We start from the raw sequence: 22,049 nt of genomic DNA, 5'->3' as shown, positions 1-22,049 counted from the left end.
CAGGCACAAGATCATCCGACACATCCAGAACCTTGCCGCCCGTCAGCCCAACTGCCAAGCCCCTGAGCCAAACTCATTCTGAAATGATCAGTTAGGACTTGTCCGGCCGATCATGTGACAACGGGCGTTGTGGCAGGTGGCGGGAGCACGGGCAGGACCAGCCCGTTCTCGCGCCAGCGGCGGAAGAAGGCGTGGACCCGGGCCCAGTCGGGCAATCCGCGGGCATCGCCCGCCAGGAAATCCCGTCCGCCATCAGGTAGCGGATCGCGTCGCGCATCTGGCGGTGGCAGTAGGCCTCGGGCTGCCCGCCCCGGCCCTCCAGCCAGGACGGCGTGGGTAGCAAGGGCCGCACCGCCGCCCATTCCGCGTCCGTCATGTCCGACGGATACCGACGCTGCCGACCGGGATGATCGGCGGCGTTGCCGTACGCGTGCGCGAGGCAATCGCACGACCAGGCGAGTTGAAGTCGACAGGCGCAACCGCGTGCACATGGGACAACAGGACCTCCTGGTACTGCTCGGTCGGATTCGCATCCCCGAGCTACCGAGAGGCCCTGCCCTCATGCGCGTACAGCCGGAAGATCACCCCTGAGGGAGCCTGTTCGACCCGCATGGCCCATGATCGGTTGCGATAAAGCTACTGAGACGGGCGCCGAAGGCGGCGGCGACGCCGGAGTGGGCGGTCGGGTACTCGGTTACTCGGGCGTGGGCTTTCCGGTCAGGGCCTTGGTGACGGTCTGCGAGCTGAGCCCGGTGGCCCGGACCAACTCGCCGCGGTCGATGCCGCAGCGGTGCGCTGCCCGCATAGCCGCGTTGCGCAGGGCCACGTCCGGGCGGAAGCGGTGCTGGGCGAGTCTGCTCTGCACGGCGCCGGCGAACCAGACCAGGAACCGGCCCTGCCAGGCGGTGAACGGACTGCGGGAGGTGGGGGTGGGTGTTGCCGGTGCTGCCAACGGGCGTCCCTTCGGTCGGTGTCTGCCCTTCGACGGTGACGGCAGGGGCGGCTCTCGGCCAGAGCGAGAACGAGCCGCCTGCGATGGGGCACCAGGCAGTCGTGGGGCAGTGGCGCACCTCAAGGGGTGCCCGTTGGTGCCCCTCGTCCCACGAGCCGTGGCTCTACGTGCATCTCAGCCTCGCTGCGCTCGGCCTCGCCGTGCGGGTCGGCGAGGCGCCCGGTCCCGCCGTGGTCACGCAGGCGGTGCGGCGTGGGCGCAGGGGGCGCGGTGGGCTGGGCGGTCGGTGGCGGTGAAGATCCGGTCCAGGTGGTGGTGCAGGACCCTGACGGCCGACTCCGGCTCCCGTTGCCCCACGAGGATGCTGGTGCCCATGGTCGCCGTCATGGCGAGCAGGCTGATGGCTTCGGTGCGCGCGTCGACGTCGGGGTCGGCCGCGCCGGTTTCCTGGGCCTGCCGGAGCAGGCCGGTCAGGGCGTCCTCGGCGGCCTCGGGGTTGTCGATGAAGGGCTGCGCCGCGAGTGCCTCGTCGGTGACGGAGAGGATCGCGTACGAGCTGTAGAGGAGGTGGAAGGTGCGGCTCTCCTCGTCGGTGGGGAGGGAGGCGAGGAGGAGCGCCTCGACCGTCGCGCGCTGACCGGGATCCTCCCCGGCGGCTCGCAGCCGGGCGCCGACGCGTGCGGTGAAGCGGTCGGTGAGGTGCTGGAGCCCGTAGAAGAGCAGTTTCTCCTTGGTCTGGAAGTAGTACTGGACGAGGCGGAGTGACACGCCTGCTTCGGCTGCGACATCGCGCATGCCGACGGCGTGCAGTCCGCGCCGCCCGGCGACCCGGATGAGTGCCTCGGCGATCTGGGTGCGCCGTTCCTCGTGGTCCACGCGCTTCGGCATGTGCCGTGCCTCCGCCTGTCGGTGCCGCCTTTGCGTCCGGCCGGTCCGGACCTCCTTATGGTACCGCCGTACCATCATTATGGTACGGTCGTATCACGACGAACGGATCTTCCCGGAGGTGCCCCGTGCCCGAGAACACGACCCGAGTGCGCCGCGACATCGGCCACTATGTGAGCGACGAGCTGCGCGACCGCTACTTCGCAGCCTGCGACGCGCTCTTCGCGAAAGGTGCACCGATCCGCTCCGAGACGGACGTCGAGACGAGCTTCGGCACCACGCACGTCTACCGCTACGGCCCCACCGACGCGGCAGCCGAGTCGCGCACGCCCGTGGTCCTGATCCACGGTTCGGGAGGCTGCTCCGCGCAGTGGTACCCCAACACCCGTGCGCTCAGCGCCGACCGCCCCGTCTACGCGCTCGACACCCCCGGCGACCCCGGCCGCAGCGTCCACCGCGAACCGATGTGGCAGCCCGAGCGCGCGGCCCAGTGGATGGACGAGGCCCTCGACGCCCTCGGCCTCGACAAGGTCCACCTCGTCGGCTCCTCCTACGGGGGCTGGCTGGTCATCAACCAGGCCCACCGCCGGCCCGGTCGGCTCGCCTCGGTCACCGCCCTCGACCCGGGCGGCCTGGAAAAGGTGGGACTGCGCTTCTTCGTCTGGATCTTCGCCAGTCTCTTCGCCACCTACGCCCCCAAGGCCTGGCGCCCGCGCCTCGCCAAGTGGCTGGAACAGCCGGTGATCACCGTCCCCGAGCTGCGCGCATGGATCCAGGCGGGCGTGCGGGCCTTCCGGATCCGCCGTCCCGCGCCGCTGCCGCTCACGGACGCCGAACTGGGCTCCATCCGGACGCCGTTCTACCTGATCATGGGCAAGCGCAGCCTGCTCGTGCACCCGAAGCGGCAGCTGGAGCGCGTACCGCGCGTGATCTCCGGTGCCCGCGCCGAGATCATCGCCCAGACCGGCCACGGCCCCCAGATCGACCACCCCGACCTGGTCAACGCCCGGATGCTGAGCTTCATGGAGGACATCGACTCCCTCGACCCGGCCGCGGCCCAGGGTGCCGTCGGCTCGTAACACCTGCGGGCCGGAAGCGTCGGTGGAATCGGCGAATCCGGAGCGATGCCGTGCCGTGATCGGCAGGATGGGGGCATGGACCGTGGGGATGTGGGGCCGGGCAGGTCGCGGCCGGTGGTGGTGCGGGTGCCGGTGGAGCCGGTGGAAGCCGCAGTGGAAGCCGACGCGGTCGACGCCGTGTCGCGCGCGGGCGATGTGGTGGTGCGCGGCCCGCTGTTCGGGGTGGCGGCGCAGAGTGCCGGGGACGCGCCGAGGTGGCGGGTGATGGTCGCCGTGACGGCGGGTTGCCCGCAACAGGCGCGCGACGGGCTGAACTCGCTCTTGTGGTTCCGCGCGAAGGACGACGCGCACGACAGGGCGGAGCGGCGCGCTCTGCTGGCGGCGGTCGCCCGGCTGGAGAGCGAGCGGGTCGACGAACTCGACGTGGCCGGGACCCGGTACCGGGTCGTACGCGCCGAGGAGTACGCGGGCGCGGGCGCAGGCGGCATGGAGGAGCCCCGGCCGACCGACCCGGAGCCCCCCGTCCCCGACTGGGACCGCGCCGCCAAGGGACCGGAGATCGATGACGGCCTGGTCCTGGACCCGGACGCGCCGGTCACCCCGACCCAGGCCCTGGAACAGCTGGCGCTGCGCGGCCTGTGCTACACCGGCGCGCGGTTCCCGGAAGACGTGCGCGCCGACGCACGGCGGGCGCTGGAGACCCACCCGGACGTCCTGCTCCTGCCGCCGACGTTCACGGTCGTCGAGCAGGCCGCGAGCAGTTGGGCGCCGGTCAGCGGACCCCACGCGACCGCGCACGCCGCCCGCAAGTCGCTGGACTTCGCGCTGACCTGGATGTGGCCCCGTATGCGCGGCCACATCCCCGAGGGAGCCGACCCGCACGCCGACGCGCGTACCTGGGCCGCAGGCGGCGGAAGGGGCGGTGCAACGGGAGGCGGCGCCGCGGCGGACCGGCGGGCCGCCGAGCTGGCCGCGTACGCCCATGCCGCCGACACGCTCCGGGCCGGGCGCGTCAACCAGCTGGAATTCCAGGGCGCCGTGTACCAGATCGCCCGCACCCGGCGCCTGCTGCGCTGGGGCCCCGACGGACCCGAGGGCCCGCGCCCGTCCGATGCCAACAGCCAGGACCCCACACGCATCCACCTTCCGCTCGACGAAGACGGCCGCGTCCTCCCCGAAGACTGATCGAGCACTCGACCGGTGTCCGCTATGCGTCGGCGGGAACGTCGGGGCCCTCCGCCCCGGGCCGGCGGCACCAGGCCGTGATCATCCCGGGTGACAGGTCTGCGCAGTCGGGAGAATCGAGGTACCGGATCGCCTCGTCGATGTCCGCGTCGTCCACCAGCCCGGTCGCGTTCATCGCCTCTCTCCCGCGGTTCCACGTCTCCACCCAGAAACGGCTGATGGCGCTCCCCGGGAGGAGGGGCGGCACATGGATCTCGGCGGCCACGGACACCAGACCGAGGTCGTGCATCAGCTGCGGGTAGCGCGGGGTCCAGGAGATGTCGGTGCCGATGGTGTCGCGCAGCCCCTGCCACAGGGCCTGCATGGCCCGGGTGTACGGGCTCGTGGGCGCGAGGTCGGTGGTCAGGTCGACCGCATCGCCGAGCACCAGGACTCCGCCGGGTACGAGCAGCTCGCCGAGGCGCGCCATCAGCTGCCGGCGGGCGGGCAGGTGCATCAGTACGAAACGAGCGTGGACCAGGTGGAACCGCCCGGGGTCGAACCCGGGGGCGCTGATGTCCGCCTCCAGGACGTCGAGTCCGGGCTGCGGACGGCCTGAAAGGAAGCGGACGTCGCGGTCCACCGCCAGGACACGCGTGACGCCGAGCTCCCCCAGCAGCCGGCGGGCGATGCTGCCGGTGCCCGCTCCCACGTCGAGGCTGCTCCATCCGGGCCCCGCGCCCAGCTCGCGCAGCCGGGCGATCGTGACGTCGTCGTAGGCGAGGGCGCCGAGGTCGATGCGCTCGTCCTCGCCGGCCTGGTCGGGCGGGAACACCGTCTCGCCGTACTGCCCTGGCGTGGAGGCGCTCCCGGGCGCTTCACCGCCGGTCGGAACAGGTGGGTACATCGGTCGGCCACCGCCTCCGCTACGGGATCGGCACTCCGGTCTTGAGGAACCACAGACCGGCGATGCTTCCGTTCTTGTGGAAGTTCAGGCGGAACTCGCCGGCCTGGCTTTCCATCCGCAGCGGCACGTTGACCACGGTGGAGTCGCCGCGTGCGACGTCCTCGGGATCCCCGTGCGACTGGTAGCGCCCGAACGTGGCCTGGTACGTCTTCCAGGCCGCCGCGAGGGCCTCTGGCGTCAGCAGCTTGCGTACCGTCGGGTCGAAGTGGGCTGTGGCCGCAGTGAAGTCGCCGCTCACGATGGCGTCGAGCGTCTGAACGGCGATCCGGTCGTACGGGGTCTGAGCCGGGGACACCGCCCCGGCGGGGCGCGTGACCGCCGTGACCGCCGCGGGTGCGCGGCTCCGTACCGCGGCGGACGCGGAACCGCCGGCCGGCAGCAGCACACAGGCGGCCAGCGTGGCCGTGGCCATCGCCTGGAGGAGTGCCCGCTTGCTGTGGGGCGTCGGGCCGTTGTCGGGCATCGGGACCACGACCTTCTCCCGCGGAGGGTCCGGACAGGTCCATCTTGCTCCGCTCACTCCGCCCCCGCACGCCGGGGAACAGGCCCGCCGGCCGCCCGCTCGCGACGGCGTCTCCACGCGTGCCCCCCGGCGTCGGCCGCCCGGCTACTGACAGCTGCCCGAAGTGAGGAGGACAATAGGGGTAGTTGACGTCAGGGGGGTCTGATGGGCCGGGCAGTGCGGTGGGGGACGGCAGTACTTCTGGCAGGTCTGGCTGTCTGGTACGGCTCGTACTACACCACGATCGTGGTCTGGGAGCTACGGAAGATCTTCGCCTGGTTGTCCGCGCCGCTGTTGGCCGCCGCGTCCGCCGCGGCCCTGTGGACGGCAGTGCACCTGCTCCGCAGGAAGCGGCGCGGCGCCGGTGCGGGCGGGGGCGGGGCCGGGGGTGGCGCGGCGGTGGCCCTCGGCTGGCTGGGCGGCCTCCTGGGGCTGGGCATCGCGGTCTGGTGGCTGGTGTACGGCGCGTACCTCCAGGACCGGGTGTACATGCGCGACGTGCAGATCGTCTCCGAGGCGGTCCCCGAACTGGTGCCCCGCGCGCCGTACCTGGTCGGAAAGGCACAGGCCGCCCCGCATCTGGGCGATGTGACCGGCGAGATCGCCGACGTCACGTACCTGCCCGACGCCGACCGGTTCGCGACCATGGTCGAGCGGCGCGGCTGGCTGTCCGGATACGAAGTCGGCCTCGTGCAGGAGATCCCGCTCGGAGGCAACAGCCGCAACCAGGAGCGGTGCGCGTTCGACGTGGAGAGGGCCGACGCACGGATCGGCGGCTGGTTCACCCACAACCTCGGCCGCAGGATCTCGGCCCAGAAGCGCTGGGTACGCTTCGAGGCGTCGGACGCCTACGTGACCTGCACGGGCGATACCCCGATCGTGGTCGTCCCCCTCAAGCGCCAGACCGGCTTCCTGCTGGTGACCGAACGCCCGGCCGGAGTCGCGCTCTACAACGGGCGGACCGGGCAAGTGACGGTCACCACCGACACGGCAGCGGTGCCCGGCCCCTCCTATCCGATGAGCCTCGCGTCCCGGCAGCGCGAGGGGACCGCCGCGGTCGGCAGCTTCAGCGACTGGTGGTTCGAGCGCAGTGGCTGGGACGCGTCGGAGGACGGCGCCAACGAAGGCAACGAATCGGAGTTCACGCTGCGGTACCGCGACCAGGCCGGCGGCAGCGCGTACGTCACCCCCCTCACCCCGCAGGGGGAGGCCAGTTCCGTCGTGGCCGTGTCGACCGTACCGACCCGTCATCAGGGCGGGGGCCTCGCCCCGATGACCGTCCACCGGCTCAGTCCGACCTGGTCGTCGCCGAAGGCGCTCGTCGAGCTGGTCAAGGCGGAGTACCGGGACGTCTGCTGCTACAACGAGGACCGGGTCTTCGAGGTCGTTCCCACCGGCGGCAGTACGTGGACCGCCACCATCGGCAGCGAGCAGAACATCCGCTACCGGGTGGAGGGCCGGGGCCAGGTCGCCGGCCGGGAGGCGACCTGCCTGAAGACGGCTGAGGGAGCACTCATCAGCTGTGCGTTCGCGGCGCCCGGGTCCCCGGAGGAAGCGGAACTCAAACGCAGGGAGCAGGAGAAACAGAAACCGAAGGGCGAGGGCGCCGCGCCCCCCGGGGACGTCGACCTCCACGGGTACACCCCCGAGCAGCTCGCCGAACTGCAACGGCGCCTGTCCGAGGAGGTCGTGCGCCGGCTGAAGAACGGCGGGACCTGACGCCCGGCGGCGGGCGCCCGCCCGGGTCCGGGTCGGCCGGTCAGCGGCCGACCCGGACAACGTGCTCAGGCAAGGTCGAACCGGTCGAGGTTCATGACCTTGTCCCACGCCGCCACGAAGTCACGCACGAACTTCCCGCTCGCATCCTGGCACGCGTACACCTCCGAGATGGCGCGGAGCTGGGAGTGCGAACCGAAGACGAGGTCGACGGCGGTGGCGGTCCACTTGACCTCGCCCTTGGCGCGGTCCCGGCCTTCGAATACGCCCTCGATCGACTCGGACACCTTCCACTCCAGGCCCGAGTCGAGCAGATTGACGAAGAAGTCATTGGTCAACGTCTCGGGCCGGTCGGTGAAGACGCCGTGTGCGGACCGCCCGAAGTTCGTGTTCAGCGCCCGCATACCGCCGATCAGAACCGTCATCTCGGGCGCGGTCAGGTCCAACAGGTTGGCCCGGTCGAGCAGGAGGGTCTCCGCGGCCAACTTCTCCCCGGTCCGGAGGTAGTTGCGGAAACCGTCTGCGGTCGGTTCGAGCACGGCGAACGACTCCACGTCGGTCTGCTCCTGCGAGGCGTCCGTGCGCCCCGGTGCGAAGGGGACCGTGATGTCGTGCCCGGCGCTCTTCGCCGCTTGCTCCACGGCCGCGCACCCGCCCAGGACGATCAGGTCGGCGAGCGAAACCCGCTTCCCGTCCGACTGCGAGCGATTGAACTCCTGCTGGATCCGCTCAAGGCCCTGGACCACCTCGACCACTTCGGGCCGGTCGTTCACCTCCCAGTCCTTTTGCGGCGCGAGCCGGATCCGCGCCCCGTTGGCCCCGCCGCGCTTGTCGGTGGCGCGGAAGCTGGCCGCCGAGGCCCAGGCCGTGGTGACCAGTTGGGAGACGGACAGTCCCGATGCGAGGATCTGGCGCTTGAGGGCGGTGATGTCCTCCTTCGCGACCAGCTCGTGATCGACCTTGGGGACCGGGTCCTGCCACAGCTGCGGCTCGGGAATCCAGGGGCCGAGGTAGCGCGAGACGGGCCCCATGTCGCGGTGCAACAGCTTGTACCACGCCTTGGCGAACTTGTCCGCGAGCTCGGCGGGATTCTCGTGGAAGCGCTTCGAGATCGGCCCGTAGACGGGGTCCACCTTCAGCGCGAGGTCCGTCGTCAGCATCATGGGGGCGTGCCGCTTCGAGGGATCGTGAGCGTCGGGCACGGTGCCCTGGGCCGCGGGATCCTTGGGAGTCCACTGCTTCGCACCGGCGGGGCTCGTCGTCAGCTCCCAGTCGTACGTGAACAGGTTGTCCAGGTAACCGTTGTCCCAAGTCGTCGGCGCGGTGGTCCATGCGCCTTCCAGCCCGCTGGTGAGCGCGTGGGGGCCCACGCCGCTGCCGTAGGTGTTCTTCCAGCCGAGGCCCTGCTGCTCGACGGGGGCGGCCTCGGGTTCCGGACCGATGTACTCGGCCTGGACCGCACCATGGCACTTGCCGAACGTGTGGCCGCCGATGATGAGCGCGACCGTCTCCTCGTCGTTCATCGCCATGCGCCCGAACGTCTCGCGAATGTCCCTGGCGGCGGCCATCGGGTCCGGGTTGCCGTTGGGGCCCTCCGGGTTCACGTAGATCAGGCCCATCTGCACGGCGCCGAAAGGACCGGTGAGTTCCCTCTCGCCGCTGTAGCGCTCGTCTCCGAGCCACGTGTCCTCGGGTCCCCAGAAGATTTCCTCCGGTTCCCAGATGTCCTCCCGGCCGAAGCCGAACCCGAACGTTTTGAACCCCATCGATTCCATGGCGCAATTGCCGGCGAAGACCAGGAGGTCGGCCCAGGAGATCTTCCGGCCGTACTTCTGCTTGACCGGCCAGAGCAGGCGGCGCGCCTTGTCGAGGCTCGCGTTGTCCGGCCAGCTGTTGAGGGGCGCGAAACGCTGGGCACCGGATCCGCCACCGCCCCGGCCGTCGGCAATGCGGTAGGTGCCCGCGGCATGCCAGCTCATCCGGATGAACAGCGGACCGTAGTGGCCGTAGTCGGCGGGCCACCAGTCCTGCGACGTCGTCATCACCTCGAAGACGTCCTGCTTCAGCGCGTCGACGTCGAGGTTCCTGAACTCGTCCGCATAAGTGAAGTCCTCGCCCATCGGATTGGACCGGGGCGAGTGCTGGTGGAGAACCTGAAGGTCCAGCTGGTTCGGCCACCAGTCCCGATTCGTCTTCGGCCGGGTAGCCGTGGGGGTCGGGGAGGGGATTACCGGGTTCTCGCTCTCGCTGCCAGACACGTCGGTCCTTCTTCCTGTCTCACTGATTCCTCTGCTGGCCTGCTTGCCCTTGTGCCCATGGTTGCGCACCGGTGTCTCCCCGCTGAGAGAACACGCAGGGCGACTCGCGCAACGACACTCGAAGTTATTGTCTTAAGTAAGCAGGGTTTGGCGGGGAAATCCGGCGCCCGGCATGCGGACGCCGGAGAGGCTGTGGGCCTCTCCGGCGTCCGCTGTGTCGGGTGGTTTACGGGAATTGACTCCTCGGGGGGCGCAGGGTCCGGGCCGGCGGCCGTCACTTGCCGAACTGGGCCTTCAGGGCGTCCTTGAGCTGCTTCTTGACGAGCCCCTTGTTGGTCTTGTTCACGGTGCCGCCGGTGCCCTTGCCGTCGCCGCCCACGGAGGTGGCGTCGCCCTGGTTGATGGCGTCGGCGCTGGCGCTGCCGCCGGTGGCGGCGCCGGTGGTGATGGTGCACTTGCCCTTGCAGATGCCGACACCGGAGTTGGCGGTGCCACCGGTGGCCGTGCCGCCGACCGTGGTGTTCTCGGCGTTGGAGCCGCCGCCCGTGCCGATGCCGTCGGCGCTGTCGTCCTGGACCAGGGCGACCGCGTGCTGCGGGGCGGCGACCGGGGCGGCCATCGCGGTTGCGGGGAGGGCGATGCCGCCGCCCAGCAGCGCCACGGAAGCTCCGGCCAGGACGATACGACGGGTCGAGAAACGCTGGAACATGGGAATTCTCCATTCGGTGTAAAAAGAGGGTCTGGACACCGTCCCGGGAAGGGTCGGCGGCAATTTTCGTCCTCGTTTTCTCCGGTGGTTTCTCCCGGTGAGGGCGTACTTCAAATAAACCCTGTGGGCCGACATGCGTCACGCCACTCGAATACGTGGCTTGACGCCGAGAATCGATCTTGGTAAAGCGAGCGTCCCGGCAGTTCGCCCGGCGGTGCCGGGCGATGCCGAAGGCGGGCAACCGGTCACCCCGGACCAGTGCGGCCGAGCGGCGCAGCGCGGTGGCCGCAGACGCCTCCTCCAGGGCCACGGCGGCCGGGGCCAGGCCGTCCCGGGTGCCGAGCCATACGGCCGGCGGCACGGCGGTCGGCAGCAGCACCGGCAAGAGGGCGAGCGGCGCGGCCGCGCTCTCCCGTCACGGCCTCCTTGAGGACCGCCTGGCAGAGCGCGGCCGGCGCCGCCATGCCCGACATGCCCATGGCGAGAAGCAGAACGAACAGCGTGCAGGCCGCGACGATGAGCACGACGTGTTCGGACGCCGGGTCCTCGCCGTACGGCGGATCGAAGGCGGCCTCGATGTCCCGGTACACCGCGGCCACGGCCATGCCCACGGCCATGCCCACGGGGAGGGCCGGCGAGGGCCGGGCCCGCCAGGGTGATGGCCTGCACGGCCGTCATGACACCGGCCGGCTGCTTTCGGTGGCGGCGGATGGTCGCGAACGCGCCGGGAAGTCGTGGCCCGGCTGGGGATGCCGGGGCGTGCGGATGCCGGAGAGGCCATGGCCTCTCCGGCATCGTCGCGGTGTGTAGGGGCTCAGCGGGTGGTCGGCTCAGCCGTCACTTGCCGAGCTTGGCCTTCAGGTTCTCCTTGACCTGGTCCTTGATGACCTGGGCCTCGGTCTTGCTCACGATGCCGCCGGTGCCCGTGCCGTCGCCGCCCACGGAGGTGGCGTCGCCCTGGTTGATGGCGTCGGCGCTGGCGCTGCCGCCCGTGGCGGCGCCGGTGGTGATGTCACATCCGCCCTCACAGTTGGAGACACCGGAGTTGGCGCTGCCGCCCTTGGCCTCGCCACCGACGGTGGTGTTCTCGGCGTTGGAGTCTCCGCCGGTACCGATGCCGTCGGCGCTGTCCGCGGGGGCGAGGGTGACGACGTGCTGCGGGGCGGCGACCGGCGCGGCCATGGCGGTCGCCGGCAGTGCGATGCCGCCGCCCAGCAGCGCCACGGAAGCTCCGGCCAGGACGATACGACGGGTCGAGAAACGCTGGAACATGGGAATTCTCCATTCGGTATGAGAAAAGGGGGTTTCGTGAAATTTCCCGGGGAAAGGGCCGGGCTATCGGTTCGGCCTCGTTGTCTCCGGTGGTTTGTCCCGGTGAGGGCGTACTTCAAATAAACCCTGTGGCGGGACGTGCGTCATGCCCCTCAAGTACGTGGCTTGACGCCGAAAATCGATCTTGCTAAAAGCCCCCGGTCCCCTGCCCCGCCGGCTACTCCCCGCGCCAGATCCGCTCGTACGCCTCTCGGTAGCCCTTCGGGTCCCAGGACGTGGCCCCGCCGCTGTTCTCGGCCGTCACCACGTGCACGGGTGCGACGTACCCGCTGGCGGGACGGCCGGCGAAGGCGCGGTTGAACTCGTCGATGATCTGCCAGCCCTGCTGGTTCAGGGGCTCGGGGACGGTGGCCGCCTGGTGGCGCCGGCTGTTGATGCGCTGGAAGGCGGAGGGGTCGCCGTCGCCCGCGCCGATGTTGAAGGGCGGCCCCTCGCCGGGGCGCCCGGCGGCACGCAGCGCCGGGGCGGCGTCGGCGAAGTAGAGGTCGTTGATCGCGATGGAGTGGGTCCACCGGTTCCGGAAGCGGGACACCAGGGAGGAGACCTGCTGCGGGGTGCGCTGGCTCGCGTCCGGGATGGGGATGTTCTCCGTGGCCAGCAGCCTCACCCCGGGGCACTCGGCGAGCGCCTGCTTGATCAGCTCGGACTTGTTGCGGGCGAAGGGGATGGAGTCGTCGGTGAAGACGACGACCCCGGCGCCGCCGTCGGACCCGGCGATGACCCAGTCCGCGCTGATCCCAGCCACCTCCGCCACCTTCGTGGTGATGTTGGTGAAGAGCCGGGGGCGGCTGCTCGGTCCGGGGGAGGTGACCGCGTGCCAACCGACCAGCGGAATGCCCGCGGCCTCGGCCCGTGCCGTCTGCTGCGCCGTGAGCAGGGGGTCGAAGCCGCCGATGGCGATGCCCGAGGGCTTGAGGGTGACGGCTTGGCTGAGCGCGGCCTGGATGCCCGCCGGGGTGCCCTCCCCGTCGATCACCCGGACCTGCCAGCCCATGGCCGCCGCGGCTTCCCGGATGCCCTGGGCGACTCCGGCGACACCGGGGTTGGTCATGGTCTGGGCCACGTAGACGACGCTCTTGCCGGGAACCGCCGCCGGGCCGGTCGTGGGGCCGTTCCAGGAGAGGTCGGCACGCTCGGCCTGCCCCACGGCCTCCTTGGCCTTGGCGAGTACGGCCGGGCAGCCGGCGCCCGAGGGCGCGGTCGGGGGAGACGCCGAGGTCTGCGAGGGGCCGCCTCCGCAGCCGGCGAGGAGAGCGGTGGCGGCCGCCCACAGGGCCGCGGCCGCGAGGACGCTGGTGCGGTTCGGGTACACGGTGCTCCTGACTAGGGGTGCGCTGGTGGCTGGGGGGCGCCGTCGTCCGCCTCCGGCGCCGACGGCCCGCCCGGCCGGCCGGGCGGGTCCCGGTCCGGGGTGGCCTGCGCCCGCAGCCGCCGCCGCGCCGTGTAGCCGGCCAGGCCGACCGCCACCAGGAGCGTGCCGCCGTTGAACAGCGGGGTGGCCCAGAACCGGGCACCGAGTTGGCCGATACCGGCGAGTCCGACGGCGAGCACGCTGACGGCCACGAGGGTGCCGAGCGCGTTGGCGCGCCCGGGCTTGATCGTGGTGGAGCCGAGCAGCGCGCCGACGAAGGCGGGCAGCAGGTAGTCCAGGCCGACACTCGGGTTGCCGATCTGCTGCTGCGCGGCGAGCAGCACCCCGGCGATGCCCACGACCAGCCCCGATCCGGCGAAGGCGTAGACGGAGTACCTGCGGGTGGGGATGCCGAGGATGTCCGCGGCGCGGGGGTTGGAGCCGATGACGTACAGGTACCGGCCGAGCGGCAGCCGTTCCAGCACCACCCACAGGACGAGGACGGCGGCGAGCACGTAGAAGGCGGGCACCGGCAGGCCGAGGAACCGTGCGTCGTACAGGCCGGTGAAGGCGGCCGGCAGGCCGTCCGGGCCGGGCACGATCCGGCTGCCGTCCGTGAGCCATCCGGTGAGGGCGTACATGACGCTGCCGGTGCCGAGCGTGGCGATGAAGGAGTCGATCCGGGCGAATTCGACGACGAGCCCGTTCAGGGTGCCGACCAGCGCCCCTCCGGCGATGACGGCGAGGCAGGCGAGCGGCCAGGGCGTCCCCTCCTCGACGACGAGGTGCATCACCAGGACGTGCGCCAGGCCCAGCCCGTAGCCGATGGACAGGTCGAACTTGCCGGCGGCGATGGGGATCGTCGCACCGAGCGCGAGGAGCGCGGGGATCGACTGGTTGGAGAGGATCGAGGACACGTTGTCCCGCGTGGGGAAGGTGTCCGGCAGGGCCGCGGAGAAGACCAGGAAGAGCAGGGCGGTCAGGCCCAGCAGCCCGTAGCTCCCGAGGATGTGATGCCCGCGCCCGCGCGGGGACCGGTGGGTCACGGGGCCGTCGTGCTTCCGGTGATCGCGGGCATGGCCGAGGCGGCGCGGGTGAGTTCGGCAGGCGTCAGGGCGGCACCCGCCGGTTCGGCCGCCACGGATCCGCGTACGAAGACCAGGGTGCGGTGGCAGAGGTCCGCGACCTCCTCGAAGTCGGTGGACACCAGCAGGATCGCGAGGCCCTCGGTTGCCGCGTCGTCGAGCAGCCGGTGGATCGCCGCCTTGGCGCCGACGTCCACGCTCGCGGTCGGCTCTTCGAGGATCAGCAGCCGCAGACCGCCCCGGAGCCACCGGCCGAGGACGACTTTCTGCTGGTGGCCGCCCGACAGGGTGGCGAGGGGCGCCTCGCTGTCGCGGGGGCGCACCGAGAACCGTGCGATCAGGTCGGCGGCCTCACGCCGCTCCCGCCGGGGACCGAGCCAGCGCCACGCCGGGACACCGGACGCCCGGGGGTTGGCCAGGAAGTTCTCCCGGACCGTCAGATCGGGGAGGCAGCCCTCCTCCTGGCGGTTGGCGGCGACGAATCCGACTCCCCGGCCGAGGGCGGCGGCCACCGAACGGGGACGGTAGGGGCGGCCGTCGAGCAGTGCCCGCCCCCCGAGCAGCGGCAGCGCACCGGCGAGGGCGCGCCCCAGGTGCATGTGGCCGGCGCCGGTCAACCCCACCATGCCGAGGATCTCCCCGGGCGCCAGCTCCAGGCTGACGGGCCCGGTGTGCCGGGTCGTCACGGCGTCGAGACGCAGCACGGGAGTACGGTCGCGGGGCACGGCAGTGCCCGGCCCGCGCCCGGCCGGTGCGGCAGCGCCAGGCTCACGCCCGGCCGGTGCGGCGCCCGCGATGTCATGGACCAGACGGGCAGGGCCGTACCCGGCGAGTGGCCCCTGGCTGACCAGGCGGCCGTCGCGCAGGACGGCGAACGCGTCGGCGACCCGGTACACCTCGTCGAACCGGTGGCTGACATACAGGATGCCGTGCCCCCGGTCGCGCAACGTGTGCAGGACGTCGAAGAGCCGGGCGCAGTCCGCGGCGGGCAGCGTGGCGGTCGGCTCGTCGAGGACGAACAGCTCCGCCCGTCGCGCGAGGGCGCGGGCGATGGCCACCAGGGAACGCTCGGCCGGCGCGAGGTCAGCGATGCGGGCCTCGGCGTCCAGGTGTCCGGCGACGATCCCGAGGGCCTCGGCGCAGCGCTCCCGGGTCTGCCGCCAGGAGATCAGGCCGAGGCGGCGCGGGTAGCCCGTCCCCAGGGCGATGTTCTCGGCGACCGTCATCGACTCGACCAGGCCGAGGTCCTGGTGGATGAAGGACATCTTCCCGGTGGCGGCCTCGGACCCGAGCCGGTGCCCGGCCACCGTCACCTCGCCCTCGTCGGCCTGGTGTACCCCGGCGAGCACCTTGATGAGCGTGGACTTCCCGGCCCCGTTGGGGCCGAGGAGGGCGAGGACGCTGCCCCTGTGGAGGTCGAGGCCGACGTCGTCCAGCGCGACGGTTCCGCCGAACCGCTTGCCGAGGCCTTGTATCCGCACGAGCGGTTCACCGCCGGAACTCCGGGGCGGGAGGCCCGTCGAGGTGTCGGAAGGGTCATGGGCGTCATGCACGGACGTCTCCGGGGGCGACCTCGGATCTCCCTCACGGGAGGGTGGGACAGAAAGGATGCTACTGGGAGTCAAGGGACATTCATGGATGTGGCGGATATCAGGCCGCGTCCAGGGCGCATTCGGCCCAGATGACCTTGCCCTGGGGGGTGTAGCGGGTGCCCCAGGCCTGGGCCAGCTGCGCGACGAGGAACAGGCCGCGTCCGCCCTCGTCCGTGCTGGCCGCCCTCCGCAGGTGCGGGGCGGTACTGCTGCCGTCGGAGACCTCGCAGATCAGGACGCGGTCGCGGATCAGGCGCACCTGGATCGGCTCGGTGCCGTAGCGGACCGCGTTGGTGACCAGCTCGCTCAGCATCAGCTCGGCGGAGAACGCGAGTTCGTCCAGTCCCCAGTGCGCCAGCTGGCGTGTGGCGGCGGTGCGGACGTCGGAGACCCGCGCGGGATCGGCCGGCAGGTCCCATACGGCGATCCGGTCGGCGGGCAGGGTGTGGGTACGGGCGACGAGCAGGGCGATGTCGTCGGAGGGGTGCTCGGGCGCCATGGCGTCGATGACCGCCTGACAGGTTTCCTCGGGGCTCCGGCCCGGGTGGGCCAGGGCCCGCTGCAGCTGGTCGAGGGCGACGTCGATGTCGCGGTGGCGGTCCTCGACGAGCCCGTCGGTGTACAGGATGAGCGTGCTGTCCCGGGGGAGCTCTATCTCGGCCGTTTCGAAGGGCAGGCCGCCCAGGCCCAGCGGGGGCCCGGCGGGCAGTTCGGGGAAGGTCACGCTGCCGTCGGGGTGGACCAGCGCCGGCGGGAGGTGGCCGGCCCGGGCCATGGTGCACTGCCGCGAGATGGGGTCGTAGATGGCGTACAGACAGGTGGCGCCCACGATGCCGCTGCTGCCGGTGGCCTCGTCGCCGCCCTCCTCCCGGTCCAGGCGCACCAGCAGGTTGTCCAGGTGGGTGAGGAGCTCGTCGGGCGCGAGTTCCAGTTCGGCGAAGTTGCGTGCGGCGGTCCGCAGTCGCCCCATGGTGGCCGCCGCATGCAGGCCGTGGCCCACGACGTCGCCGACGAGGAGGGCGACGCGGGTGCCGGACAGGGGGATGACGTCGAACCAGTCGCCGCCCACTTCGAATTCGGCGGGCAGATAGCGGTGGGCGACCTCGACGGCGCCCTGCTCGGGCAGGCCGCGCGGGAGCAGGCTGCGCTGCAGGGCCAGGGCCAGCGTGTGCTCCCGGGTGTAGCGGCGGGCGTTGTCGATGCACAGGGCCGCGCGGGCGGCGAGCTCCTGGGCCAGCCGGCTGTCGTCGTCCCCGAAGGGGGCGGGGTCCTGTGCGCGGTAGAAGCTCGCGATGCCGAGCAGGACGCCCCGGGCGAGCAGCGGGACGGCAATGAGCGAGTGCACGCCGTGCCCGAGGATCCGGCGGGCGCGCTCGGGGCTCTGGGCGATCCAGCCGGCCGAGGACTGCAGCTCGGCTTCCAGAACCGCGTGCCCGCCGGTCAGACAGCGCATGTGGGGAGTTCCCGGGAGGAGCTCCACGTGCTGTCCGGCCGGGTAGAAGGGGCAGTCCTCGCGGATGCCGTGGACCACCGTGCGGTGCAGCTCGGTCCCCGGATCGGCGGGCTCGTCCCCGCGCAGCACCGCATCGGGCAGGTCGACGGTCACGTAGTCGGCCAGGCGCGGGACCGCCGTCTCGGCGAGTTCCCAGGCGGTGCGGCTCACGTCCAGGGTGGTGCCGATACGGCTGCTGGCCTCGGCCAGCAGCTCCAGGCGGCGCCGTGCCTCGATGGCGTACTTCCCGACTTCCGGCTCGCCCACCAGCACCAGGCCCCGGACCGTGCCGGGCCGGGGCTCGGGCGGCTCGGCCGGCCCCGGCAGGGGTTGGACGGGCGGGTGCTGGGCGGGCGGCGGTCCGGAGCGGGGCGAGAGGGGGAGGTGGTGCACCGGCGGCGTGTCGCTGCTGAGCACCGCCTCGACGACCATGCCCGCCACCCCGGAACGGCTCGTGACCGGGCGGCTCAGCAAGGTGGCCTCCCGGCCGTGGGGGAGCGCCACCTCGACGGCGGCCCGCCGTGAGGCGGAGATGAGCTCGGTCGCCTTCTCCTTGAGGACCGTCTGGTCGTGCTGGTCCAGCTCAAGATCGACCAGTCGGTCCAGCTCGGGCGGCCCGGCCGGGGCGGTCGGCCCGGTGTGGTGCCCGTCGCCGGCGGCCCGGCCGGCCCGGGCACGCCGTTCGGCGTCGAGGTACGTGCGCAGCAGCCCGCGCTCACGCGCCGAGCTCTGCTCCATCAGCCGTCGCTCGATCGTCTCCGCCGCCCGGCGGACCAGCACCGTCAAGGCCGCGCGCTCGTAGGCGTGCGGGTACCCGAAGCAGAGCACGCCCACGATGCGCCCGCTGAGCTGGTCGCGGATGGGGACGGCGCAGCAGGCGTTCGCCTGGGAGCGTTCGGCGAAGTGCTCGGCGCCGTAGACCTGGATGAGGCGCCGCTCGGCCAGCGCGAGGCCGATGCCGTTGGTCCCGGCGTAGCGCTCGGCGAAGACGAAGCCGGGCACGCTCTGGATCGGGGGCAGGCTCCGGGCGAGGGAGGGATCACCGAAGCGGCGTTGCAGCACCGCGCCGTTCGCGTCGGCGACCGAGATGTTCATCTGGCTGCCCGAGAACCGGGACTGCAGCTGGTCGAGCACGGGTCCGGCCGCACGGACGAGCCGGCTGTCCGGATCGAAGTCGTCCGTGAAGGGGAGCTCCGTCTGGTCCGGGGACAGTCCCAGCAGCCGGCAGCGCAACCACGAGTTCAGGATGGGACTCCTGACCCCGGTCCCGACCGACTCGCCCACGAGGAATCGCTCACGGGAGCGTGCGGGGCCGATCTGTCCTCCCGTGACCGCCATCTGCATCACTTCCCCTTGCCGGTGCGCCTCGGCCGTATCGGCATGATCGCTCGGGTCCGTGTTGTGAAGTCGAATATGCGCGTTCCGAGTATATTCCTGGCGATTTGCCGCTTCACGGTCACAGGAGGGCGACCGGATTGACGGGCGACCCCGTCCCGCCGGGCACGTTCAGGGGCGTCACGACGATCATGAACTCGTACCGTCCGGCTTCGGCGCACGCGGCGGACAGCGCCTCCAGATCCAGGTTGTCCAGCAGCGGCACCCCCATGGCCGCGACGGCGAGCGTGTGGACGGGGGAGTGGAGGCCCTCCACCGGGGAGGGGCGTACGTCGCTGTCCCCGTCCGCACCGAGCAGACCGATCTCCCGCTCGGCCAGCAGGGGCAGCGCGTCCACGTGGAAGCCCGCGCTCGCCGCGTCGACGTCCCACGGTCCCAGCTCGCGGCGGCGCCGGAACCGGCCGGAGCGCAGCAGCACCGCGCACCCGTCGTCGATCCCGACGCCGAGGGCCCGCTCGGCGGCGAGGACGTCACGCGCGTGGACCGCCTGCCCGGGCTCCAGCCAGTCGACGCCGAGGACGGCGGGCAGGTCGAGGAGCACGCCCTTGGCGGCGAGCGGACCGAGCGCCGCCACCGAACCGAAGTGGGCGCCGCCGGAGCCGATGACCTCGCGTGCCGGGTGCCCTTCGTAGAGCCTGCCCCGGTAGGCGATGTGGGACAGCGCGTCGAGGTGGGTGACGCCCTTGCCGTGGTAGTCGACGGCGAGGAAGTCCTTGTGGGTGGCCGGTTCCGGGGGCTCCACGTCGCCGAGGTCGGACATGTAGTGCAGGGCGGGCCTGGTGTTGTCGGGGCCGGGCCGGGTGTTCCAGGGCAGCCCCAGGGGCACTGCCGTACCGTCCCGGACCAGCGTGGCGGCCCGCCGCACGTGGTCCGGGGTGACCCGGTTCCAGGCGCCCCGGTCGGCCGGGGCCCAGCGGCCCCACGTACGGAGCGAGGCGAAGAGGGCGTCGAATTCCTGACGGGAGACCCGGGGGGCCTCCGCCGGCTGGCTGCTCATGGGGATGCGGCGCTCCAGTCGTGAAAGGCGTCGGCGGGCCGGCCCGCCGTTTCCGCATCCCTACCCGGTCGGGGCGGCGGCCGGTCGCCCGCACCCGGACCGGTGAACCGGTGAGGGGTGACCGCGTCGGGGGAGGGGCGGCCGTCTGTCCGGTGAGTGGCGGCCGTGCGCCCCGGCGAGGCAGGCTGTACTCATGAGAGCGCCCTTGCGCTCGCCCCCGGGACCGGGAGCCGGCGGCGACCGCCAGCTCCTTTACCTCCTCGCGGAGTGCGTGCCCTTCGCGGTCGCCCTGCTGGTGCTCCTCATCGAGCTGACGCCCGCGCACGTGCTGTACACCGGCCCCTTGCTGGTCGCGACGCCCGCTCTGGCAGCCGTGACGATGGGTCCCAAGGGCACGCTCGCGGCGGCCGGGGTGGCCGTCGTCGTCAGCGCGATCACGGCCACCCACAACAACGCCTGGGGCGGCCAGCAGGTCTACACGAACTTCCTCGCCCTGTTCCTGGTGTCGGTGGCGAGCTTCATGACGAGCAGCGCCGCCCGCACGCGTCAGGAGAACGAGCTCAACCAGCTCCGCCGTATCGCCGTGGCTGCCCAGGAGGTCCTGCTGCGGCCCGTGCCGGCCCGCCTGGGCCCCGTACGGGCAGCCAGCATGTACATGGCGGCCGAGCAGGGGGCGCAGATCGGCGGCGATCTGTACGACGCGGTCCAGACCCGTTACGGGATCCGGATGATCGTCGGGGACGTTCGGGGCAAGGGGCTGCCCGCCGTACGGGCCGCCGCGGTCGTGCTCGGTGCGTTCAGGGAGGCCGTGCACTACGAGGAAGACCTGGTGGAGGTCATCAACCACTGCGGAGCGGCCCTGCGGCGGGACGCCGTCATCGCGGGCACGCGCGGCGGTGAGGACGCCCTCAGGGAGGCCTTCGTCACCGCGCTCGTGGCACAGATGTCGGACGGCCCCGCCATCGAAGTGATCAACCGCGGTCATCCGCCGCCGCTCCTGCTGAGCGACGGCACCGTGCGGCCCTTGATGCCCACCACCCCGCTGCCGCCGCTCGGTCTTGAGGAGTTCATCAGCGGTCCTCCCGGGCAGCTGGACAGCTATCCGTTCACGCCGGGGGACCGGCTGCTGCTGCACACCGACGGCGTCATCGAGGCCCGTGACCGCGACAACGCCTTCTTCGACCTGCCCGCCGCCATGGCGGCGATGGGGGACCACAGCAGGCGGGCGTTCCTGGAGGGGTTGCGGCAGGCTCTGCTCGGCCATACGCAGGGCTGTCTGGTGGACGACGTGGCGGTCATCCTGGTCGACCGGATCGCAAGCGAGGACGAAGCGGAGGCGCCCTACTAGGGGGGTTCGGCCCGGCGTCTTCCGGTAGCGCGGCGGGAGTGGACGCCCTGGCGACGGGCGCTCTGGGTGACTCGGCGCTCAGGACGGCGTCCCGGGCTGGGCACGGCCCTGGATGGGCACGGCGTCCTCGATCGGCCCGAACGGGCTCGGAACGCGAAACGACCTACGAAACGGGCTCCCTGCGCCGGTATTGTCCGGATCAGGTGGTGGGGGTCGCCTTCGGGTCTTCCGACCGTCTGGCCTCTCAGCCCTACCGGTGACGTCGGCCACGGCGGAGAACCTACTTCCGCCCCAGTCGGCTACTCCGGTCGAACTCCCTCGCTCGCCTCGTAGGCCTATGGCAAGCATAGCCCGCCGACGGCGGATGAAACCTCCTCTACCGGGATTTTTCAGACATCTTTGGCCGTGGTCCACGGGTTGGGTGATCCACGGCCACGGCCACGGCGGCGCGCGGAGGCCGGAGAGGCTGTGGGCCTCTCCGGCATCCGCTGTGCGGTGGGCTCGCCGGGACGTCGGCGGGGAGTCAGGGGGGTGTCGGCCCTCACTTGCCGAGCTTGGCCTTCAGCTGCTCCTTGACCTGGGCCTTGAGGACCTTTGCGTCGGTCTTGTTCACGATGCCGCCGGTGCCCGTGCCGTCGCCGCCCACGGAGGTGGCGTCGCCCTGGTTGATGGCGTCGGCGCTGGCGCTGCCGCCGGTGGCGGCGCCGGTGGTGATGGTGCACTTGCCCTTGCAGATGCCGACGCCTGAGTTGGCGCTGCCACCGGTGGCCGTGCCGCCGGCCGTGGTGTTCTCGGCGTTGGAGCCGCCGCCCGTGCCGATGCCGTCGGCGCTGTCGTCCTGGACCAGGGCGACCGCGTGCTGCGGTGCGGCGACCGGGGCGGCCATCGCGGTTGCGGGGAGGGCGATGCCGCCACCCAGCAGCGCCACGGAAGCTCCGGCCAGAACGATACGACGGGTCGAGAAACGCTGGAACATGGGAATTCTCCATTCGGGATAAGAAAAAGGGGGTTTGTGTGACGTCCCGGGGAAAGGGCCGGGCTATTGGTTCGGCCTCGTTGTCTCCGGGGGGTTTGTCCCGGTGAGGGCGTACTTCAAATAAACCCTGCGGCGAGACGTGCGTCATGCCCCTCGAATACGTGGCTTGACCCCGAAAGCCGATCTTGGTAAAAGGCCGTGCCCGCGACGCCGCCGACGGTCTCGGGGCTGCGGCAGCTCGCGCTCACG

Annotated in this window: 19 protein-coding genes; 4 read left to right on the top strand and 15 right to left on the bottom strand. The window is 71.7% G+C overall.

The window, feature by feature from the left end:
• Nucleotides 1-91: 91 nt before the first annotated feature.
• From AB0B01_RS24130 to AB0B01_RS24120, 3 genes are all read right to left on the bottom strand, one after another.
• Nucleotides 92-376 carry a transposase gene (locus tag AB0B01_RS24130; protein ID WP_361722719.1) on the bottom strand — a complete coding sequence of 95 codons (285 nt, stop codon included), beginning with the start codon at nucleotides 374-376 and terminating at the stop codon, nucleotides 92-94.
• A gap of 318 nt (nucleotides 377-694) precedes the next feature.
• A complete protein-coding gene (locus AB0B01_RS24125; RefSeq protein WP_361722716.1) occupies nucleotides 695-952 on the bottom strand; it encodes a hypothetical protein in 258 nt (85 codons plus the stop codon).
• 234 nt (nucleotides 953-1,186) lie between these two features.
• Nucleotides 1,187-1,840 (bottom strand): TetR/AcrR family transcriptional regulator, encoded by a 654-nt coding sequence (locus tag AB0B01_RS24120; RefSeq protein WP_361722713.1) that lies wholly within the window; start codon nucleotides 1,838-1,840, stop codon nucleotides 1,187-1,189.
• A gap of 125 nt (nucleotides 1,841-1,965) precedes the next feature.
• Here AB0B01_RS24120 and AB0B01_RS24115 point away from each other — a divergent pair, with 125 nt between their 5' ends.
• Nucleotides 1,966-2,916 (top strand): alpha/beta hydrolase, encoded by a 951-nt coding sequence (locus AB0B01_RS24115; RefSeq protein ID WP_361722710.1) that lies wholly within the window; start codon nucleotides 1,966-1,968, stop codon nucleotides 2,914-2,916.
• Nucleotides 2,917-2,991: 75 nt separating this feature from the next.
• Entirely contained in the window at nucleotides 2,992-4,101 is a 1,110-nt protein-coding gene (locus tag AB0B01_RS24110; RefSeq protein ID WP_361722707.1) for a DUF5954 family protein, read from the top strand.
• Nucleotides 4,102-4,123: 22 nt separating this feature from the next.
• Here the strand turns inward: AB0B01_RS24110 and AB0B01_RS24105 are convergent, their stop codons facing one another.
• Together AB0B01_RS24105 and AB0B01_RS24100 are read right to left on the bottom strand one after the other, a co-directional pair.
• Nucleotides 4,124-4,987, bottom strand: a complete 864-nt coding sequence (locus AB0B01_RS24105; protein WP_361722704.1) for a class I SAM-dependent methyltransferase — start codon at nucleotides 4,985-4,987, stop codon at nucleotides 4,124-4,126.
• Nucleotides 4,988-5,006: 19 nt separating this feature from the next.
• Nucleotides 5,007-5,510 carry a DUF3887 domain-containing protein gene (locus AB0B01_RS24100; protein WP_361722701.1) on the bottom strand — a complete coding sequence of 168 codons (504 nt, stop codon included), beginning with the start codon at nucleotides 5,508-5,510 and terminating at the stop codon, nucleotides 5,007-5,009.
• 204 nt (nucleotides 5,511-5,714) lie between these two features.
• On the opposite strand from AB0B01_RS24100, the gene AB0B01_RS24095 reads away from it, so the two are divergent.
• Nucleotides 5,715-7,268 (top strand): hypothetical protein, encoded by a 1,554-nt coding sequence (locus tag AB0B01_RS24095; protein WP_361722698.1) that lies wholly within the window; start codon nucleotides 5,715-5,717, stop codon nucleotides 7,266-7,268.
• 65 nt (nucleotides 7,269-7,333) lie between these two features.
• Here the strand turns inward: AB0B01_RS24095 and katG are convergent, their stop codons facing one another.
• The 9 genes from katG to AB0B01_RS24050 form a co-directional block, all read right to left on the bottom strand.
• The gene (gene katG, locus AB0B01_RS24090) at nucleotides 7,334-9,523 is read right to left on the bottom strand and encodes a catalase/peroxidase HPI (RefSeq protein ID WP_361722695.1); all 2,190 of its coding nucleotides are present in this window, start codon (nucleotides 9,521-9,523) and stop codon (nucleotides 7,334-7,336) included.
• A gap of 274 nt (nucleotides 9,524-9,797) precedes the next feature.
• Complete coding sequence (locus AB0B01_RS24085) at nucleotides 9,798-10,232, bottom strand: hypothetical protein (RefSeq protein WP_361722692.1); 435 nt, start codon at nucleotides 10,230-10,232, stop codon at nucleotides 9,798-9,800.
• A 245-nt stretch (nucleotides 10,233-10,477) separates the two neighbouring features.
• Complete coding sequence (locus AB0B01_RS24080; RefSeq protein WP_361722689.1) at nucleotides 10,478-10,837, bottom strand: hypothetical protein; 360 nt, start codon at nucleotides 10,835-10,837, stop codon at nucleotides 10,478-10,480.
• A gap of 232 nt (nucleotides 10,838-11,069) precedes the next feature.
• On the bottom strand, nucleotides 11,070-11,504 hold the full coding sequence (locus tag AB0B01_RS24075; RefSeq protein WP_361722686.1) for a hypothetical protein: 435 nt from the start codon (nucleotides 11,502-11,504) through the stop codon (nucleotides 11,070-11,072).
• A gap of 217 nt (nucleotides 11,505-11,721) precedes the next feature.
• The gene (locus AB0B01_RS24070; protein ID WP_361722684.1) at nucleotides 11,722-12,876 is read right to left on the bottom strand and encodes a substrate-binding domain-containing protein; all 1,155 of its coding nucleotides are present in this window, start codon (nucleotides 12,874-12,876) and stop codon (nucleotides 11,722-11,724) included.
• Nucleotides 12,877-12,887: 11 nt separating this feature from the next.
• Nucleotides 12,888-13,961: an ABC transporter permease gene (locus AB0B01_RS24065; protein ID WP_361722681.1), complete on the bottom strand. Its 1,074-nt coding sequence runs from the start codon at nucleotides 13,959-13,961 to the stop codon at nucleotides 12,888-12,890.
• Nucleotides 13,958-15,481, bottom strand: a complete 1,524-nt coding sequence (locus AB0B01_RS24060; protein WP_361722678.1) for a sugar ABC transporter ATP-binding protein — start codon at nucleotides 15,479-15,481, stop codon at nucleotides 13,958-13,960. The genes AB0B01_RS24065 and AB0B01_RS24060 overlap by 4 nt, the downstream gene beginning before the upstream one ends.
• A 169-nt stretch (nucleotides 15,482-15,650) precedes the next feature.
• Nucleotides 15,651-18,422, bottom strand: coding sequence for a SpoIIE family protein phosphatase (locus AB0B01_RS24055; RefSeq protein WP_361722725.1), 2,772 nt, complete (start codon nucleotides 18,420-18,422; stop codon nucleotides 15,651-15,653).
• A gap of 118 nt (nucleotides 18,423-18,540) precedes the next feature.
• Nucleotides 18,541-19,476 (bottom strand): cyclase family protein, encoded by a 936-nt coding sequence (locus AB0B01_RS24050; RefSeq protein WP_361722675.1) that lies wholly within the window; start codon nucleotides 19,474-19,476, stop codon nucleotides 18,541-18,543.
• Between the two features lie 193 nt (nucleotides 19,477-19,669).
• Here AB0B01_RS24050 and AB0B01_RS24045 point away from each other — a divergent pair, with 193 nt between their 5' ends.
• Nucleotides 19,670-20,824 carry a PP2C family protein-serine/threonine phosphatase gene (locus AB0B01_RS24045; protein WP_361722672.1) on the top strand — a complete coding sequence of 385 codons (1,155 nt, stop codon included), beginning with the start codon at nucleotides 19,670-19,672 and terminating at the stop codon, nucleotides 20,822-20,824.
• A gap of 541 nt (nucleotides 20,825-21,365) precedes the next feature.
• Here the strand turns inward: AB0B01_RS24045 and AB0B01_RS24040 are convergent.
• Complete coding sequence (locus tag AB0B01_RS24040) at nucleotides 21,366-21,800, bottom strand: hypothetical protein (RefSeq protein ID WP_361722669.1); 435 nt, start codon at nucleotides 21,798-21,800, stop codon at nucleotides 21,366-21,368.
• Nucleotides 21,801-22,049: the final 249 nt, after the last annotated feature.

This window comes from Streptomyces sp. NPDC044571, assembly GCF_040647115.1.
GTDB lineage: Bacteria > Actinomycetota > Actinomycetes > Streptomycetales > Streptomycetaceae > Streptomyces.
The sequence above is the reverse complement of the archived record's forward strand: the minus strand, read 5'-3'. Positions and strand labels throughout refer to the sequence as shown.

Excerpts from the sequence above, each read along its gene's own strand:
- AB0B01_RS24095 (WP_361722698.1), top strand. The coding sequence starts at position 5,715 with ATGGGCCGGGCAGTGCGGTGGGGGACGGCAGTACTTCTGGCAGGTCTG.
- AB0B01_RS24120 (WP_361722713.1), bottom strand. The coding sequence starts at position 1,840 with ATGCCGAAGCGCGTGGACCACGAGGAACGGCGCACCCAGATCGCCGAG.
- AB0B01_RS24085 (WP_361722692.1), bottom strand. The coding sequence starts at position 10,232 with ATGTTCCAGCGTTTCTCGACCCGTCGTATCGTCCTGGCCGGAGCTTCC.
- AB0B01_RS24080 (WP_361722689.1), bottom strand. The coding sequence starts at position 10,837 with ATGGCCGTGGCCGCGGTGTACCGGGACATCGAGGCCGCCTTCGATCCG.
- AB0B01_RS24045 (WP_361722672.1), top strand. The coding sequence starts at position 19,670 with ATGAGAGCGCCCTTGCGCTCGCCCCCGGGACCGGGAGCCGGCGGCGAC.
- AB0B01_RS24050 (WP_361722675.1), bottom strand. The coding sequence starts at position 19,476 with ATGAGCAGCCAGCCGGCGGAGGCCCCCCGGGTCTCCCGTCAGGAATTC.
- AB0B01_RS24075 (WP_361722686.1), bottom strand. The coding sequence starts at position 11,504 with ATGTTCCAGCGTTTCTCGACCCGTCGTATCGTCCTGGCCGGAGCTTCC.
- AB0B01_RS24055 (WP_361722725.1), bottom strand. The coding sequence starts at position 18,422 with ATGGCGGTCACGGGAGGACAGATCGGCCCCGCACGCTCCCGTGAGCGA.
- AB0B01_RS24105 (WP_361722704.1), bottom strand. The coding sequence starts at position 4,987 with ATGTACCCACCTGTTCCGACCGGCGGTGAAGCGCCCGGGAGCGCCTCC.
- AB0B01_RS24100 (WP_361722701.1), bottom strand. The coding sequence starts at position 5,510 with ATGCCCGACAACGGCCCGACGCCCCACAGCAAGCGGGCACTCCTCCAG.
- AB0B01_RS24110 (WP_361722707.1), top strand. The coding sequence starts at position 2,992 with ATGGACCGTGGGGATGTGGGGCCGGGCAGGTCGCGGCCGGTGGTGGTG.
- AB0B01_RS24130 (WP_361722719.1), bottom strand. The coding sequence starts at position 376 with ATGACGGACGCGGAATGGGCGGCGGTGCGGCCCTTGCTACCCACGCCG.
- AB0B01_RS24040 (WP_361722669.1), bottom strand. The coding sequence starts at position 21,800 with ATGTTCCAGCGTTTCTCGACCCGTCGTATCGTTCTGGCCGGAGCTTCC.